The sequence below is a fragment of the Glutamicibacter soli genome (assembly GCF_003309065.1).
Taxonomy (GTDB): Bacteria; Actinomycetota; Actinomycetes; order Actinomycetales; family Micrococcaceae; genus Glutamicibacter; species Glutamicibacter soli.
In genome coordinates, this window is the sequence record NZ_POAF01000011.1 from 49,764 (window position 1) to 64,634 (window position 14,871).

The 14,871-nt window shown below is 56.9% G+C and carries 16 protein-coding genes and 1 pseudogene; 9 read left to right on the forward strand and 8 right to left on the reverse strand.

What is annotated here, in order from left to right; translation table 11 throughout:
* Positions 1-70: 70 nt before the first annotated feature.
* The 4 genes from C1H84_RS16955 to mobC are packed head-to-tail and all read right to left on the reverse strand — an operon-like array spanning position 71 to position 3,476.
* On the reverse strand, positions 71-505 hold the full coding sequence (locus C1H84_RS16955; protein WP_113608074.1) for a DUF4913 domain-containing protein: 435 nt from the start codon (positions 503-505) through the stop codon (positions 71-73).
* Positions 502-1,593, reverse strand: coding sequence for a hypothetical protein (locus C1H84_RS16960; RefSeq protein WP_113608075.1), 1,092 nt, complete (start codon positions 1,591-1,593; stop codon positions 502-504). Before C1H84_RS16960 ends, C1H84_RS16955 begins: the two co-directional genes overlap by 4 nt.
* 15 nt (positions 1,594-1,608) lie before the next feature.
* The gene (locus C1H84_RS16965) at positions 1,609-3,087 is read right to left on the reverse strand and encodes a relaxase/mobilization nuclease domain-containing protein (RefSeq protein ID WP_113608076.1); all 1,479 of its coding nucleotides are present in this window, start codon (positions 3,085-3,087) and stop codon (positions 1,609-1,611) included.
* A complete protein-coding gene (mobC, locus tag C1H84_RS16970; protein ID WP_146956190.1) occupies positions 3,084-3,476 on the reverse strand; it encodes a plasmid mobilization relaxosome protein MobC in 393 nt (130 codons plus the stop codon). Before mobC ends, C1H84_RS16965 begins: the two co-directional genes overlap by 4 nt.
* Before the next feature lie 260 nt (positions 3,477-3,736).
* On the opposite strand from mobC, the gene C1H84_RS16975 reads away from it, so the two are divergent.
* On the forward strand, positions 3,737-4,003 hold the full coding sequence (locus C1H84_RS16975; RefSeq protein WP_113608078.1) for a hypothetical protein: 267 nt from the start codon (positions 3,737-3,739) through the stop codon (positions 4,001-4,003).
* Positions 4,004-4,434: 431 nt separating this feature from the next.
* On the opposite strand, the gene C1H84_RS16980 is transcribed toward C1H84_RS16975, so the two are convergent.
* Both C1H84_RS16980 and C1H84_RS16985 read right to left on the reverse strand, forming a co-directional pair.
* The gene (locus C1H84_RS16980; RefSeq protein ID WP_146956192.1) at positions 4,435-5,433 is read right to left on the reverse strand and encodes a zeta toxin family protein; all 999 of its coding nucleotides are present in this window, start codon (positions 5,431-5,433) and stop codon (positions 4,435-4,437) included.
* 26 nt (positions 5,434-5,459) lie between these two features.
* Positions 5,460-5,918, reverse strand: coding sequence for a hypothetical protein (locus tag C1H84_RS16985; protein ID WP_146956194.1), 459 nt, complete (start codon positions 5,916-5,918; stop codon positions 5,460-5,462).
* Positions 5,919-6,725: 807 nt separating this feature from the next.
* Here C1H84_RS16985 and C1H84_RS16990 point away from each other — a divergent pair.
* The 5 genes from C1H84_RS16990 to C1H84_RS17005 all read left to right on the forward strand — a co-directional run bounded on the left by C1H84_RS16990 (position 6,726) and on the right by C1H84_RS17005 (position 10,462).
* Positions 6,726-6,959, forward strand: a complete 234-nt coding sequence (locus tag C1H84_RS16990) for a DUF2188 domain-containing protein (protein ID WP_113608095.1) — start codon at positions 6,726-6,728, stop codon at positions 6,957-6,959.
* A gap of 474 nt (positions 6,960-7,433) precedes the next feature.
* A complete protein-coding gene (locus C1H84_RS18125; RefSeq protein WP_146956196.1) occupies positions 7,434-7,823 on the forward strand; it encodes a hypothetical protein in 390 nt (129 codons plus the stop codon).
* A gap of 146 nt (positions 7,824-7,969) precedes the next feature.
* The gene (locus tag C1H84_RS16995) at positions 7,970-8,860 is read left to right on the forward strand and encodes a hypothetical protein (protein WP_113608081.1); all 891 of its coding nucleotides are present in this window, start codon (positions 7,970-7,972) and stop codon (positions 8,858-8,860) included.
* A gap of 201 nt (positions 8,861-9,061) precedes the next feature.
* A complete protein-coding gene (locus tag C1H84_RS17000; protein ID WP_113608082.1) occupies positions 9,062-9,640 on the forward strand; it encodes a recombinase family protein in 579 nt (192 codons plus the stop codon).
* Positions 9,641-9,718: 78 nt separating this feature from the next.
* On the forward strand, positions 9,719-10,462 hold the full coding sequence (locus C1H84_RS17005; RefSeq protein ID WP_113608083.1) for an 8-oxoguanine DNA glycosylase OGG fold protein: 744 nt from the start codon (positions 9,719-9,721) through the stop codon (positions 10,460-10,462).
* 231 nt (positions 10,463-10,693) lie between these two features.
* Here the strand turns inward: C1H84_RS17005 and C1H84_RS17010 are convergent, their stop codons facing one another.
* A complete protein-coding gene (locus C1H84_RS17010; protein WP_113608084.1) occupies positions 10,694-11,653 on the reverse strand; it encodes an alpha/beta hydrolase in 960 nt (319 codons plus the stop codon).
* Between the two features lie 152 nt (positions 11,654-11,805).
* Between C1H84_RS17010 and C1H84_RS17015 the strand changes: the two genes are divergently transcribed.
* Positions 11,806-12,384, forward strand: a complete 579-nt coding sequence (locus tag C1H84_RS17015; RefSeq protein WP_113608085.1) for a TetR/AcrR family transcriptional regulator — start codon at positions 11,806-11,808, stop codon at positions 12,382-12,384.
* 873 nt (positions 12,385-13,257) lie between these two features.
* Here the strand turns inward: C1H84_RS17015 and C1H84_RS17025 are convergent.
* Complete coding sequence (locus C1H84_RS17025; protein ID WP_113608087.1) at positions 13,258-13,662, reverse strand: nuclear transport factor 2 family protein; 405 nt, start codon at positions 13,660-13,662, stop codon at positions 13,258-13,260.
* A gap of 98 nt (positions 13,663-13,760) precedes the next feature.
* Between C1H84_RS17025 and C1H84_RS17030 the strand changes: the two genes are divergently transcribed.
* Both C1H84_RS17030 and C1H84_RS17035 read left to right on the forward strand, forming a co-directional pair.
* Positions 13,761-14,315 (forward strand): TetR/AcrR family transcriptional regulator, encoded by a 555-nt coding sequence (locus C1H84_RS17030; protein WP_113608088.1) that lies wholly within the window; start codon positions 13,761-13,763, stop codon positions 14,313-14,315.
* Between the two features lie 329 nt (positions 14,316-14,644).
* A pseudogene (locus C1H84_RS17035) lies at positions 14,645-14,871 on the forward strand (helix-turn-helix domain-containing protein); the annotation flags it as partial.

Below are 14,871 nucleotides of genomic sequence, written 5' to 3' on the forward strand. Positions count from 1 at the left end.
ACTCGAAAGACGAATCTTCAGCAGCTTCCCTAATCTCAGAGAACGCGCGCGGAATTAGACCTGCCAAGTCCTACGGTTGCGGAAAATGTCCCTTGGGCGCGTTATACACCGGGAACGGTTCGGGCAGTTCTGGGCGCATCACCTTGTCATACGCATGGAATGGGCCGTCCTCGCTGGTGAGCACATTCATCAGCGGGTAGAAGTAGTCCCGGAAATACACCAACATCGCCTGAACGCCATCGAGCCGCGATTGCTCCCAGTACTCCCACAACAACTGGATCAGGGTGTCGGCCTCGGGGTAATCGAACCAGTTCGGTGCCCAGCGGTGGCCAGCTCCGCCCAGCTTGCGCAGGTAGTGCGGTAGCGCCAGCTCCTGCAACCAGTGCTCAGCATCCCGATACACAAACTCCGGCTGCGGATCAGATGCGGGCGCCTCGGTGGCTGGTGCCGGCGGTTCTTCGTTCAGTGCACCAAAATCATCGGCGTGATCATCAGGTAGTTTCATCGCGACAGACCCTGTTCCTTGCCTCGACCTTGGGTTTGCCCGACCAGGATTTTCGGGCGCTTCGCTGAGGTGGCGGACTTGGAATGTTCCAGCGTGGGCGCTTGGGCTAGCGAGGGGTTATTCGCTCCCCCGGATTTCTCCCGCCACACCGACAGGATGCGTTGGGACGCATCACTGTGCTGGTTTAACGGCACGGGGCTCGCGTCCTCCGGGCCGGCCCCAGCCTGTGGTGGGGTGCGTACTTCCTTAGCTTCGGCAGTCTCCGCGTTCGCCCGGTCAAGGTGCTCTTCGCCCTCGGCTCTTTCAGCTTGGCCCAGATGCGTGGCTTCGTCTTTCTGGGCTTCTGCCGCCTCGGCAGTAGTGCGTTCCGGTGGTAGCTTTGCGCCTTCGGGCACCAGGTGTGGGAATTTCTCGGCAATCGCCCGGTCTACGTCATCGTCATGCCCGTACCAGGACGGAACAAAACTGATCGTGTCGCGCCCGCCAATAGATGGGTCACGCACCGTATCCGCCGGCATCAGCTCCAAGCGCCGTAGCGCTTCCTCTTTGCTGATCTCCACATGGCGTTCTAGACCATCGTTGTAGTCATAATCCCGGAACGTTCCCTGCGGCTGCGCGAACCAAGGCTCCTGGCCCATGGGTGGTTGCTCGGCCGTGGCTCGCTGGCCGGCCAAATAGTCGTCCAGGGCATCACGCAACGCGTGGTGGCGGTCGGTGGCTGCCGTGGGATGATCCCGGTTCAGATCCTCCACATTGATGCCGAACTGGTTGCGGATACGATCAGCACCGGTCATGAACGCACGAGCTGCTTCACTGCTCGCACCGTGCTTGGTGGCCAGCTCCAAGGAAAGCGTCATGCGGTCGGCAATAGCTTCGGAACCGGCAGAACGCCAGAACTTGTCGGAGGCAAAATCTTTGCCGATCATCTGAGCGACGCCGCGTTCCTTGGCTTCGTTCATCGCTTGCTCTTGGGCGCGCATCGCAGCTCGACGCTGTGCCTGTTCAACAGCTTGCAAGCCCGAACCCATGACCGTTCGCAGCATCTGTCCGAAGTCCTGCATGATTTCAGATTCTTCATTGTCGTTCATGGTGCTCACTCTCCTTTAGCGTTCGTACCCTGTATCTCGTGGTGTCGTACCCTGCCCGGTGCCAGCCAACCCGCGAGCTGGCGCCGTGTGAGACTGTTCTTGTTCGATCTTGCGCATCTCAGCGCGCACAATACTCTCGGCATCGTTGATCAACCGATCCACACCGGCGGTGAACCGTGGTCTATCGGTACGCAAGCTGTTCTCCAACATCAGCCGGCCCAAACGTCCTGCCTGCTTGGCAACTGCCACCCAACCGCGACCGTTGCCCGCCGCGAACCTCTGATTCAACCGGGCAGCATACCGGGCGTTACCCATCCCCTGGGTAGCGCGGGCATAAGACATAGACAGTTGATGCAACGTTCCAGGATGATTGCGTTCCCATTGCAACGACAACCGCGCGTAAATGTTCGCCAACGTGTCCGGGCCAGTCTTATGGCTCATCATGCGTTCCAGCTGCGCCACCGACAACGCGTGACCCTTCGTGCGAGTTTTCATCGCCGGGCTATTCGCCGAATGCAACGAGACAAGGTACGCGTCAGCAGCCGCTTTACCCTGTGCCCCGAACCGCTGGTTAATGTCAGGCCAACCTAGCGTGCGGTCAATCTTTGACGGTGCGTACCACACAGCCTTTCCGTCCGTGGCGCTATGGCCAAAGCTCACCCGGTAGCCACGCACTTCTGTGTTTGATCCTGGTTTGAAGCTGGGCGCAATATGCACCCCGTGATCTTGAGCATGGCGTAAGTATTCTTCGGCCGAATTCGCGGTCGCCAATGCTGCTCTGAGGCGGCGTTGCAACTCGAACTTATCCGACAAGGCCATGTGGTTTCGGTCGGCCCTGGCACGTTCTGCCGGCTTCTCTCCTGCCAGTCCCTGTCCGTGTTCCTGGGATTCCAACCGTGGTAACCCGTACTCAACTTCTAGTTCACGGCACGCCACCTGGGCGCGATGAAAATCATTATGCGTGTGAGCTTTGGTGCCGTCCTCACGAACCATCGAGACCACTAAGTGAATATGGTCATTCCCGTTCTTCGACGCCCCGTGATGCACCGCAACCCAGCGCGAAGATTTCGCGCCATCCGGGTCAATGAACCCCATCTTCTCCACGAACGATCCGGCGATCTTCGCCCACTGCTCATCCGGTACCGAACCGTACCCGGCCTCAACAGCCAGGGAACAATGCCACACGTGCGCATCCTTCGACCCGGTACGGATTTTCTTACCGTTCTGGTCCTTCAAAAATGCGCCGGTTTCTTCGTCCTTCGCATACACCGGCTTGACCACCGACGTGCCGTGCAGCTTGCGCGGCGCATCCAAGATTTCGGCAATTTCAAACGCATCATACTTCGACAACTCCACACCCGGAGCGTAAGCAAAAGTCACTCGGTCATCGCCCGCGATCAGCCGCTGGTTCTCATGCTCGTTCGCACGTCCAGGCCCGACCAAGTAGTTCATCAAACCAGCCATACGACCACCGCGCACCACGTTCGGGATCATGCCGGCTCCCCCACGATCTTCAACGACTCCAAAACGTCATCAATGCGCCCCACCGTCGCGCGCAGATGCTCCAACGAATCGTGCAGCTCGCCCTTGATTTCACCACTTGTGTTCGCCACCCTGGCGATCTGGTTGATGTTATTCCCGACAGCGGCAAGGCCACGCTGCAACAAGAACAATGAGGTAATCAGCTCGTGACGCTCGGCAGCAGTCTCGCCACGAGACTGCGACAACGTGGACTCCACCAAGAGGCGAGCAACTGACACGCCAACTTCGTCTGCCATGACCTGCAACGCGAGGTTCTGCTCAACGGTCAGCTTCACTACGCGACGCACCGAACGGCCACCGGTCGCGTTCGGCTGACGCTTGCGTGAATCGAAGCGAGCCATGCGAATCAACCTCCCAGCCCAGTGCAACACCAATCGACCTAATAGGTCGATTGTCCCATCCGCAGAATCGAAGATCAAGGACACAAGCAACTTAGGGCACCTAAGTTTATAGCTTGCTCCGCCTCAAAGGCGGGGCACTGCACCTCACCGGAGTGCAACATCCGTTGGCTTCGCAGCGTGACCGCGCTACGCTGGAAGCAGCAGACCTTCGCCGGATCGGCCCCGTCGAGCCGGCGCGACCCTACCGGAAGGCGCCAGTCATGAGTGACGCAGCAAACCGCATTCTCGAACAGCTCCAAGCGCAAAACGACCTGCGCATGCAAGCCGCCACCGACATTGCCCAAGCCGTGGCCGCTCGCGTGGAAGCCGAGCAGCAACTAGACCAAGCGAAGGCAACCGAAAAGCAAGCTTTCACCGCTGCATTGAAGAAGGGCTGGACGCAATCCGAGCTGAATAAGATCGGCTCCCCATCCCGTCGCCGGCCTCGCAAAAAGGCCGACGAAACGACCTCCGCAGCCGAAAGTTAAACAAGCGCACAACAATGGGCCGGAACTCACCTCACGGTGAGTGCCAGCCCATTGTTTAATCCTGATTGCGTTGGGTAGCCTCCTGCCCACATGTGCACAGCAAAAGCCCAATCGCTGCGCTGCTTTTCCTGCACACACGTGGACAGCAGGAACCAATCGACCGCCCGCACACAAGCCACAAGCTGCGGTACCTGAGTTCGCTTACGACGGGAGATCGTGGCCCATGCACGGCCTCTGATAGAGATGGAACGCTGGGGTAAATTTTTCCGTACATCTTGCGCACTATCCCCGGTCCCCGATGCCCGAGTGTGACATGCCCCGGCCCCCTGTCAAGGGCGCTGCGCGTCGCTGCGCGATGGGCTGCGCCCACCCTGGACAGGGGGCCGGGGCATGTAGTTCGGCATTTATCGGGGGACGGGGAGGGTGTGCCGTTAGTATCCGATCCCGGTTCCCCGATCTGCTCCAGGACGGTTCATTTGTCGGAGAGTTTTCGGCACCTCATGCGCCTTGGGAAATGTCTGCCGTGCAGTCGCCGCGCGACGTGCTATGAGTTTGCCGTCATGTTTCACTTGGTCAATTTCCGGCGTTGCAGAACCCCGCCGGTATTGTCTAAAACTCACTACTCCTTCGCCATGCTCTGACAGCCACTTCGCGGATTCTTCCGTCGCTGATTTACCATCCGGTGTGATCAGATTATTCGCAAAATCTGACGGCACCGGACGGCCTCCAAGCTGGCTCTCACCACGCTCAAATGCTGCACGGCCCTCTAGCCAGCGACCATAGATCCCGGCCTTTGATTCCTCGAACGTCGCTTGCACACTCACCACGTCATAGGTGTATCCACGCTTATCCAAACTCGCCGCCACTTCGCGCGCAGACGCTTGAGATTTCAACACCGTGTCAATGACGTAGTTCGTCCCGTCCTTGCGCAGATCCCGTTGCAGCTTCGCACTCAACATGGACGATTCTTCATGCACTAACGCAGCAAACTCCATTGGTGCGAACTTGTGGCCCTGGGTCTCAAGTTCTTTCACCAATGGAGTTTTCAACCGATCCAGATTCCCGCTCTCCAACTCGTGAGCGATAATCTTCTCTTTGAACATGTCCGGATCGCACTGCACATAACCAGGAACGTCATTCAGACACTCCCGCTGCACCGTCCCCTTCCCAGCTCCGGGCGGGCCGGCCATCACGATAGCGCGCTGTTCGTGCTTGATTTCCCCACGCTCAGAAGACTTGTCCATGACTTCTTGCAGCCACTTCTTATGCAATAGTTCGCGCTCCGCAGTAGCACGTGGACGTGCACCAGTCTGCGCGAAATAGTCCGCTTGACGGATCGTGGAATATGGCCCTCGCGGGTTCATATCAGGATCAGCCAGCACCTGCCTGAGCGCTGCATAATGTCGTTCAATCGATTCGTCGTGAGCCAACGATTCACCCTTCGGTTGCTCGCCTCTTAGCCGGCCGTCTTTCTCAGAACTTCATCGTACGTGGCAGCATCAATCAGCTCATGCCTCAGCGCATCGCCAACCTCTTCCCACGTCCCCTCCAAGCTCTCTTCATATTCCCCGTACTCATTCGCCCAGGGAGTCGGCTTATAAGGCCACGCAACCAGTTGGCGCACCAACTCATCGCGGTCAATGAACCCGGCCGCGTACCGCTGGCACACCTCATAAGGGCTAGCCGCATTGAACTCCCCCACCACCGCCGGCACACTCTGCGCACGCTGCAAAGCCTTCGCCACCGCTGGCTGAGACATACCCAGCAACGCCGCCATCTCACGCTGGCTCATCCCATCAGCAGCAGCCTTCAAAGTGCGCTTATAGTCCAGCGCATCAACCTCCATACGCTGCCGCGCCTTCAACAGCCGCGCACGCATCTCATCATGACGCGGACGTTCCATGAGCTGGCTCATCACAACCCCCTAAACCTCGAAAATAAAAACTTCTTCACCCCATATATAACATGTGTTATCACCCTGTTTCAATGGCTCTCCCACAAAGGAGACGGCAGATCCCCGCGGGCTAACTTCAGAACCAACGCTCGCAGGAAAAGAAGTCAAAAATGCTGGTCATGCGTCGTTCAAATGTAGGTACAAGCATTTCTATCCAGGTGCAAGCCGACGTAAGTGAAACACGCCCAGAAACTTTTCACAACAAGTATTTTTAACCCACACACTCAAGATTCCAGGCTGTGGACAAGCCGACCCATACCGCAAGAAACCAGGGGCTATTCAGGGGTCATTATCCACAATTCCTGTGGGCTCCATTGCGTAGGGGTGGAGTCGCTGTAATACATCATCTTGTGGCCGCTTGACCAGAAAGACACAAGATGTAGTATTGGATCCGTCAAGTCATAAAAGACTTATCACCCATAAGAAAAGGCAAGAGCGCTACCAACACTCTTGCCTTCGAGTCCGAAACTACGAGCTGGAACGCACATTGCTCCGGAGATGATTCATTTGGAATTTGAATTCGTCTCACAAGCCTAGGAGTGAACGGTAGGGCTGTCAATCGACCAGCCCGGGAGCGGTGTCCCCAGCTCGGGAAAGGCATATGCGGTACGGCGACGCGTCGTATTCGCATCCGTGTTCAGGTCAAGCCTGCCACGATCCGCATCAATCCAGTATGCCGACAGCAGGCGCTGCCTATCTATTTGGTGAGTGCACTGCACTTAGTGAACTCATCAAACACTTCATTCCTACGCACGAGAGGTGAAGCAATTGGCTTCCAACGACTACAACGTCTATCAAACCAACAACGGCTGGGCTATCAAGGGTCAGAACAATTCACGGGTTTCCGGGTACATGGACACCCAGGCCCAGGCTTATGATCGGGCCCGAAAAATTGTTGCAAACAATGGTGGCGGCGACATTAGCATCCACGGACGCAATGGCCAGATTCGAGAGAAAAACACCATCCCCAACGGAAACGACCCTCGCAATATTAAAGGCTAAACAATGAGAACGTAGTGGGCGTTGGGAGCTTACCCAGCACCCACTACCCCCCTCTAAATCATCGTTATTGCTTAGATTCACCGGGAAAGTTCAATTTATCCTGAGCCTCGTTGCCGGTAAGTCGTTGCTTCAAAGAGTTGGAGCTAGATACTCGACCGGGCACTTCACTTTCACGAACGCTCTCATGCTGAGCAACATTTAATAAGATGAACGTCAGACTTTTGATCGACTATTCGCTCAGTGCACGACTCGAACTTCTCGAACGAATGTCGAACCGCGTAGCCAGACTGGATTCGAAGCGCCCCTTTTCAATGCCAGTAGAGCGCTCTTCGATAGGCTGCTTGAATCATCTCAGATGCAAAGATGAACGGAGCAATGGGCCGCAGCCTTGAGATGAAAGTTCTAAAGTTTCAAACGCTCCCATCGCTTCTCTAAATTTATGTGCTACCATTAAGAGAGTAGAGAGGGGACTAAATGGGATTCGAAGTTTTCGATCGCACGTCTGCACCATCCACGAAAACACCATTCGTGACGGTTCAAAAGTCAGGGGTACTATCTCTGAATGCGGCAGCGCACCACATGATCAACAAAGCCGAAACGGTCGAGCTACTATTCGACCGCGATGCCCGCATCATCGGTTTAAAGCCAGCTGAACGCTCTGCACGTTCGTATGAGTTCCGCAAAACGGGAAAGTCGGGACAGGTGGTAGTAGCAGCGATGGCTTTCACGCAACACTATGAAATCGACACCACGGTAAGTCGTCGATGGACTCCGTACGTGGAAGATGGGATTCTATGCATTGACTTGAATCGCCCCCACACCGAAATCCAAGGGAATCGCACGAAGACTCAATCTACTCAATAAGAAAAACCCGGAACCACGCCAATGGTCCCGGGTTTTAAACATCCGCACGAGGAAGCGCTAGATGTCATATTGTATCCATGACACCATAGAACAATTTCGTCGTTCTTGTCTAACGCTGCCTGTGCCTACACAGGAAGAGGTCAATAATGACTTCAATTTCAGATGCCTACGGCATCACCGGACAGGTTCCCTTTGAAGACCTGGATATCGACTCAGATAACAGGCGGTTCTTAGATCCAAGAGTTATCCGAATCAACGCATCTACCTGCCCACATGCCGACGCGGCGGTGAAGTTGATTGATTCATTCTTCAACGAAGTCACTGCGTCTGCACTTAGCCTAAATACGAGTACTAGAACACGCGGCCGTGAACTACTGACTAGGTTTGAAGAACCTTGGGAAACTCGTCTAGGTTACGCAAGTAAGGGTTTTCAGGGACATGGTGCAGCCCAGTCTATCGGCGGGGACATCTGGGATGAGTTGAGCACTAATCTTCAGCCCTTACTCGAAATCGGTTTCCTAAAACATCTCGAGGCACTGCCCCTGTTTATCGAAAATGTTGGCGCCGATCGAACCTCGGACATTTCCACGCGAATCGTTTACGATGCCCTGTGCAATTTCACCCATCAAATGGCTGCCCGATATCCAACCTTCGCCACCCAGGGGGATGGAATCAAACCAGTCATGCGGCAGTTCTGGGATCCCGTAAGCAGCGATTGGGTCCTGCGCATCGTTGAACTGCCACACTGGAATGGCAAGCCACTCGTACTAGTGCCGAAAAACTGGACACGACGCAATCTGCTAATGACCCATGGGCGTTACTACGAAACATCCCTGCTTACCTTCGTGCAGGACAGCCAGTCATATTTCAAACCCGACGGAAAAGTTCTCAAACCTACCAAGGGTCTTCTGAAGACCAATCCATTGTTTCAGCGTAGCCGCGAAACAACTCTAAGGGTCACACTGGACGCTGCTTCGAACGGCACGAACCTTTATGAGCGTTTTGAAACTTTCGTAAACGACAAGTACGCCGCTTAATACAACCTTCGGAACCACCCGTCACGGAGTTCGGCGAGACGTCTTGCAACCCATAGGTTGCAAGACGTCTCATGGAGCCCCGATCCCCCGGCGAAAAATCCGCGGAAATTCAACGGTCCAAAATTCTCACAACTATGTGTCGCAACCAATGCCGTAGAATTATGTCTACACCGTTAGTTGCGAGACACTTCCGAGGGACCGATGGCCAAACTGATCGGATACGCCCGCGTATCCACCAAAGCCCAAGACGCCGACCGACAAATCCAGGACCTCCTCGCCGCGGGCGTCCGCCGCGATGACCTCTATATCGACCACGGCCAATCCGGAGCACTCGCCAAACGCCCCGGGCTGGATAAAGCACTCAACGCCCTGCATCCAGATGACACCCTCGTCATCACTACCCTGGACCGGCTCGGACGCTCCACCCAAAAAATGCTCGACCTCGCACAGGAACTACGCGAACGCAATATCGGGCTGCGGGTGCTGAACCTCGGCGGCGGCGATGTCGACACGAAAACGCCCATGGGAGCCATGGTCTTCACCGTCATGGCCGCCTTGGCTCAAATGGAATTAGAGATCAAACGCGAACGGATCACCGACTCCGTCACCAAACGCCGCACCACCGGCGGCGACCTCGGAGGTCGTCGACCGACCTTCACCGAATCGCAGATCCGTACTGCCGCCAAACTGGTCCAGTCCGGCGAACCAGCAACCCAAGTCGCCAAAGACATGGGCATGTCCCGTGCGACGCTCTACCGACGGATCAAAGAACTTCCCTAACCAAACATTGCTCAGTAAGGGTTACAGCACTTCCTGCCCTTGCTGACCGTTCTAAAGCTTGGGCAACTCGTCGGAGCAATGGACTACGCTGAGCAACATACGACGCAACTTTTCCACGACTGGAGCTGGATCTTGGCCAGAACAAGAAACACCACCGCCGAAATTGCAGACCTCCTACGCAACAGCCAGGGGATACCCACTGTCTCAGAGGTCGAGAACCACGCTATCCTGTTCTACCCTCGACACTGGTTGAACCGGTGGAACGAAAACATGCCGAACATTCCTTCCATCCTCCAAAGCGGAGAAAAGGACAGCAAAGGGCGACTTACCCTCAGCCGAGGCGACCTATTCACTCTGGGTACCAAGGTGGAAACTGCACAAGATGCGGTCAACTTCTACGTCGCGGTCTGTTCATGGGGCGCCGGTGCCAAAGCCCGGGATATCTACCGTCGAATTCCAACATTGAGCGAACCTGACGTTGGAGAAAAACTCCTCGGCGGAATCATGCTCGCCAAAGACTCGAACGTCGAATCGGAGGATGCCTACCGATCCTTCTGGACACGTGAGCAGTACAGACTCAAAGGTCTCGGCCCAGCCTTCTTCACCAAGCTTTTGTACTTCGCCGCTGGCCCCGCGGATAGCAAGAAAATGCGCCATCTCATTCTGGACAAGAAGGTTGCAGCTTCCATTGGCTGGCCTGACAAAGCCTGGTGGACTCCATCGGAGTATGGAGACTACCTGAAACTCATCAACAACGTCATGGAATACCTGCCCGAAGCAGAACGCTCCGACTGCCTCGAAATGCGTCTGTTCAATCCATAGTGCACCTCAAAGGATCTTCCCGAAAACGCTACGATCCCAGTTCTGGGCCACGACCTTTCGGTTCTGAGTTTCGGGAAACCGGGAACGTTGAGAAACCGCCGTTCGAGCGATTGCTCGAACGACGGTTTTCTTCATCCCAAAAACGATCGTTATTGGCGCCTGCACGAAGCGGACTGTTCCGCCACCAACGGCCTGCTCCCGGATTTTGTGTTGCGATTCTTCGCTCAGGTGCTATTTCAAGGCATCTTTCAGGACCGCCACAGCCTGCGCGATAGCCCCCTGAGCCGCGTAGGTGTCGTGGAGACTATTGACCATGACGAAGTCGTGGATGATGCCCAGATAACGTGTGGCTGTAACGGGGACCCCGGCGGCCCGCAGTTTAGCGGCGTAGGCCTCTCCTTCATCGCGTAGCACATCGGCTTCGGCCGTAATGATCAGAGCCGGTGGCAGCCCTACAAGTTGTTCGGTAGTGGCACGCAAGGGGGAGGCAGTAATTTCGTTGCGCTCTGCTGCGCTGGTGGTGTACTGGTCCCAGAACCACTTCATGCCCTCGCGGGCCAGAAAGTACCCTTCAGCGAATTTGTGGTAGCTATCAGTCTCGAAGGATGCATCCGTGACGGGATAAAACAGCACCTGGGATACGAAGGAGACATCCTGGCGCTCTTTGGCCATCAACGTCAGCGCAGCGCTCATGTTGCCACCCACCGAGTCGCCAGCCACAGCCATACGACGTGAATCCAGCTTTTCATCCTGGCCCTGCCGAGTGATCCATTGCGCGGTAGCGTAGGCCTGCTCGATCGCGTGGGGGTAGCGAACGTCGGGGGAACGGTCGTATTCGGGGAAGACTACTGCGGCGCGGGCACCTACTGCCAGATCTCGCACCAGTCGGTCGTGGGTGTGTGCGTTGCCAAAGACCCACCCGGCACCGTGCAGGTACAGAATGACCGGAAGGAGCCCGGTGGCATCGGCCGGCTTGACGATACGAACCTTCACAGTCCCGGCCGGCCCGCCGGGGATCTCCATCCATTTCTCCTGCACTTCTGGCTTTTCAATGGGATCGTCCTGCACCCCATCGACTGCGGCTCGTCCATCTTCAGGGGCAAGCTGGTAGAGGAATGGAGGTTGGGAAGTGGCTTCCACAAAGGCTTGGGCGGCAGGCTCAAGAGAAATGTTCAACGGGTTGGCGGTCATTGGGTTTCCTTCCCTAAATTGAGAACGATCGTTCTCACTCAGAAAACAACTATAGAGAACGGTCGTTCTCTTCGCAACTTGCTGATTCCCATTGGAACTACCCAATGCCCGCGGCAGAGAACGATCGTTATCCTGCGGTGTAAGCTGAGGAGATGCAGAAGGAAGAGCTTCGAAAACGCATCATTCAGGCTGCGGACGGTTTGTTCTACTCACGCGGGATGTCCAATGTGGGCATGGATGCCGTGCGCGCGGAAGCAGGAGCCTCGCTTAAAGCGATTTACAAGGAATTCTCTTCCAAGGAAGAACTCATCTTGGCCGTTCTGGAATATCGGCATGAGTTATGGATTCGCGGTCTGGCGAACGAAACCGCCGACACAGGATCTGCCCACGACAAGGTCCTGGCAATCTACGATTATTTGGCCCAGTGGTTCACGCAAGACGATTTTCGCGGGTGCGGTTTCATCAACGCGTTCGGCGAGCTAGGCTCGATGAGTCCCCGGATCGCCGAAGCGGTCAAGCTTCACAAGAAGTCTTTCCAGGACTACGTCAGGCAACTGGTGATCGAAGCTCAATGGCCTGTGGAACTAGCAACCCAACTAGCAATTCTGGCGGAAGGAGCGCAGACCACTGCTGCCATTTCCGGGGATCCGGAGGCGGCTGCGGCGGCCAGACAAGCAGCTCAAGCACTGATCAGTGTTGCCGAATCACGTCGCGCTAAATCAACCTCCTGACGCGCACCCAACAAACATGGCACAGAAGGGCTAGACCCAGGCAGCTACGTAGCGCCCGGACGCAGCCCTTCCCGTGCATGTCTAAAACAACGTTTCAGTCTCCACGCTCTTGCCGATGACGCACTGCGCGGGTGGCGGCGAGCAAGTCGAGTCCGGTGTGCTCACGAACCACGCGAACAGCCTGGACCACATCTTCGCGGGCCAACAGTTCATCAACCGTGGTGGCCAGCGGTTCAGGGATCAAAACCGGCACAGGCTCGGGACGCTCACTTCGTCGCGAGAAAGGATTACGCATAATATCTAACTTTCTTTTGTTGCAGGGTTCACCTGGTGGCATCCAACGCCAACCGCGGAACAGTGTCTAAGAGGCAAGGGATTGCGCTTTTTACCAAACGGCTCTCTTTTGAGGAAATGGCATCTACCGTCAGGAACGCTCCATGACCATCTCCGTAATCTGCCTAGTTCAAGAACAACCCACTGTAGCTCAGTGCGGCGGGACGCTTACATCGCTATGCGCGTCAAGAGCGGTGGTGTATCGGAGCCCCTTTCGACCTCGTGGATGTCACGACGGACCTGAGGCCAATCCGTGGGCGGATCCCCACCCCAAGTAAGGACCGCCAAGCGCCCGAGACGAACTCCCGGGGTACGCCATAGCTCGACCGGCGGCCACTTGGGGCACGCCCGCGCAAACGAACCTATGCACACCGCGCCAGGTGCTGGCCCGAGATTGACGCCAGCACTCCGGCGCGGCGAGGCCAGGAACGGACGCGCTGACGCACTGGCCCACCCCTGCGGTGGTGCTCCCGTTCGAGACCACCACCGCGCCCGACGGTTTACCCATGGCGAACTGCAAGTTATCGGGAACTACGACTCTTACTGCGTGAACGCGGCCGCCACGGCAGCGGTGTCCTCGAACAGATGCATACGCGTGATCGCGCCGTCGATCACAGTCAGACGCAGCGCGACCTCCGTGTGGAACGGGCGACCCGTGGTGGCGACGACGTGGTCGAACTCTCCGAAGACCACCGCCTCATTTCCGTCGACCACGACGGAATCAATCTTGACAACACTCTGGCCCGGCACAAGCGCATTCCAAAGTGCGTGGAAGTAGTCCGGCACCTCGCTCTTGCGCGAGCGGGGACCCGCCCAGGAAGCCAGCTTGGGATCGCCGCGCACGATCCAGTCAATCTCCTCGGCGAACAGCGCGCCGATCCCGTCAGCGTCCTGCGCTCCAAGCCGCTGAAGGAAGGTATTAGTAATCTCTGCGGTGCTACTCAACAGGGTCTCCTTAAATCGATGAGGTGAAACGATCACCATTTTGTAGTGATTGATACAGAACTGTAGCAGATATGTAGCGGTTGATATAAAATCGGCGTATGGGACGACCGCGAGCATTCGACCGAGACACCGCACTGGACAAGGCCCTCCACCTGTTCTGGGCCCGCGGATACGAGCAGACCTCGATTAGCGATCTCACCGAGGAACTCGGCATTGCGCCACCGAGCCTTTATGCCGCGTTCGGGGATAAACGAACCCTGTTCGAAGAGGCCGTTGCGCGATACGAAGCCGACCCGCGATCGGTAACCACAGCCGGACTTGCCAAGACGAACCAGTCGGACGTGCTGCGAACCATGTTTGAGCGCGCAGTGCAGGAATACGCCAGCAAGGACCACCCGCATGGCTGCCTGGTCAACAGCGCGCCGGAACTAGCCGCCAACCGCGCTCACAACCGAAATCTCACCGCGGCCCGATTGCGGGAAGTGACAGAAGATGCCGAATCCAGCGACACTGCCGAGAACCTCGCCGCCTTCGCCCATGTAATGCTGGTGGGACTCTCCTCATACGCCAGAGATGGCGCCGATGAACATCAATTGCGAGCAGTAGCCAAGCTGGCTTTCCATGCCATCGAGGTCAGCATGGAGACCGGCTAAACTTCGCCTTCGCTGGGATCAGCCTGGCCTCGTAAGGGATGTTAGGCGCCGTAGGGATGCGACGGCCGCTTACGTTAGGCGATCAGCACCCAAGTTTTGCACCGAACCGAACCTGCATCTTCAAGCTAGCGACTTCACCGCCTACCCCCTACCCTTGAAGCCAAGACCAGCAGGCACCCGGCCACCGGCACCAGCCACAGGGGAAACCACCATGACCACCACCCCCGACATCCCAACAGCCAACCCCACCGGCTACAACCCCACCTTCCTCACCACACCCATCGATGTGCACACACTGAACGCCGAACAGCAGTCCGAAGCCGTCCTGCTACCGCGAGCAGGGCAAGGCAGGCATGCACGACCGCTCCAGCCGCCCACACGCCAGCCCGCAACGCACCTGTACCCGCACCGAACGACGGATCATCGCCCTGCGCGTGAACCGCCGCTGGGGACCAGCCCGCATCGGCTACCACCTGGGCATCCACCCTTCCACCGTGCACAAGGTCCTCTCCCGGTACGGGTGCTCCCGCCTGTCCTTCCAGGACCGGGCTACCGG

What these genes read in the sequence shown, in the direction of transcription:
- C1H84_RS17005 (WP_113608083.1), top strand. Translation starts at nt 9,719, where the DNA reads ATGGACTACGCTGAGCAACATACGACGCAACTTTTCCACGACTGGAGC.
- C1H84_RS16965 (WP_113608076.1), bottom strand. Translation starts at nt 3,087, where the DNA reads ATGATCCCGAACGTGGTGCGCGGTGGTCGTATGGCTGGTTTGATGAAC.
- C1H84_RS17000 (WP_113608082.1), top strand. Translation starts at nt 9,062, where the DNA reads ATGGCCAAACTGATCGGATACGCCCGCGTATCCACCAAAGCCCAAGAC.
- C1H84_RS16960 (WP_113608075.1), bottom strand. Translation starts at nt 1,593, where the DNA reads ATGAACGACAATGAAGAATCTGAAATCATGCAGGACTTCGGACAGATG.
- C1H84_RS16995 (WP_113608081.1), top strand. Translation starts at nt 7,970, where the DNA reads ATGACTTCAATTTCAGATGCCTACGGCATCACCGGACAGGTTCCCTTT.
- C1H84_RS17015 (WP_113608085.1), top strand. Translation starts at nt 11,806, where the DNA reads ATGCAGAAGGAAGAGCTTCGAAAACGCATCATTCAGGCTGCGGACGGT.
- C1H84_RS16985 (WP_146956194.1), bottom strand. Translation starts at nt 5,918, where the DNA reads ATGAGCCAGCTCATGGAACGTCCGCGTCATGATGAGATGCGTGCGCGG.
- C1H84_RS18125 (WP_146956196.1), top strand. Translation starts at nt 7,434, where the DNA reads ATGGGATTCGAAGTTTTCGATCGCACGTCTGCACCATCCACGAAAACA.
- mobC (WP_146956190.1), bottom strand. Translation starts at nt 3,476, where the DNA reads ATGGCTCGCTTCGATTCACGCAAGCGTCAGCCGAACGCGACCGGTGGC.
- C1H84_RS16955 (WP_113608074.1), bottom strand. Translation starts at nt 505, where the DNA reads ATGAAACTACCTGATGATCACGCCGATGATTTTGGTGCACTGAACGAA.
- C1H84_RS16975 (WP_113608078.1), top strand. Translation starts at nt 3,737, where the DNA reads ATGAGTGACGCAGCAAACCGCATTCTCGAACAGCTCCAAGCGCAAAAC.
- C1H84_RS17030 (WP_113608088.1), top strand. Translation starts at nt 13,761, where the DNA reads ATGGGACGACCGCGAGCATTCGACCGAGACACCGCACTGGACAAGGCC.
- C1H84_RS17010 (WP_113608084.1), bottom strand. Translation starts at nt 11,653, where the DNA reads ATGACCGCCAACCCGTTGAACATTTCTCTTGAGCCTGCCGCCCAAGCC.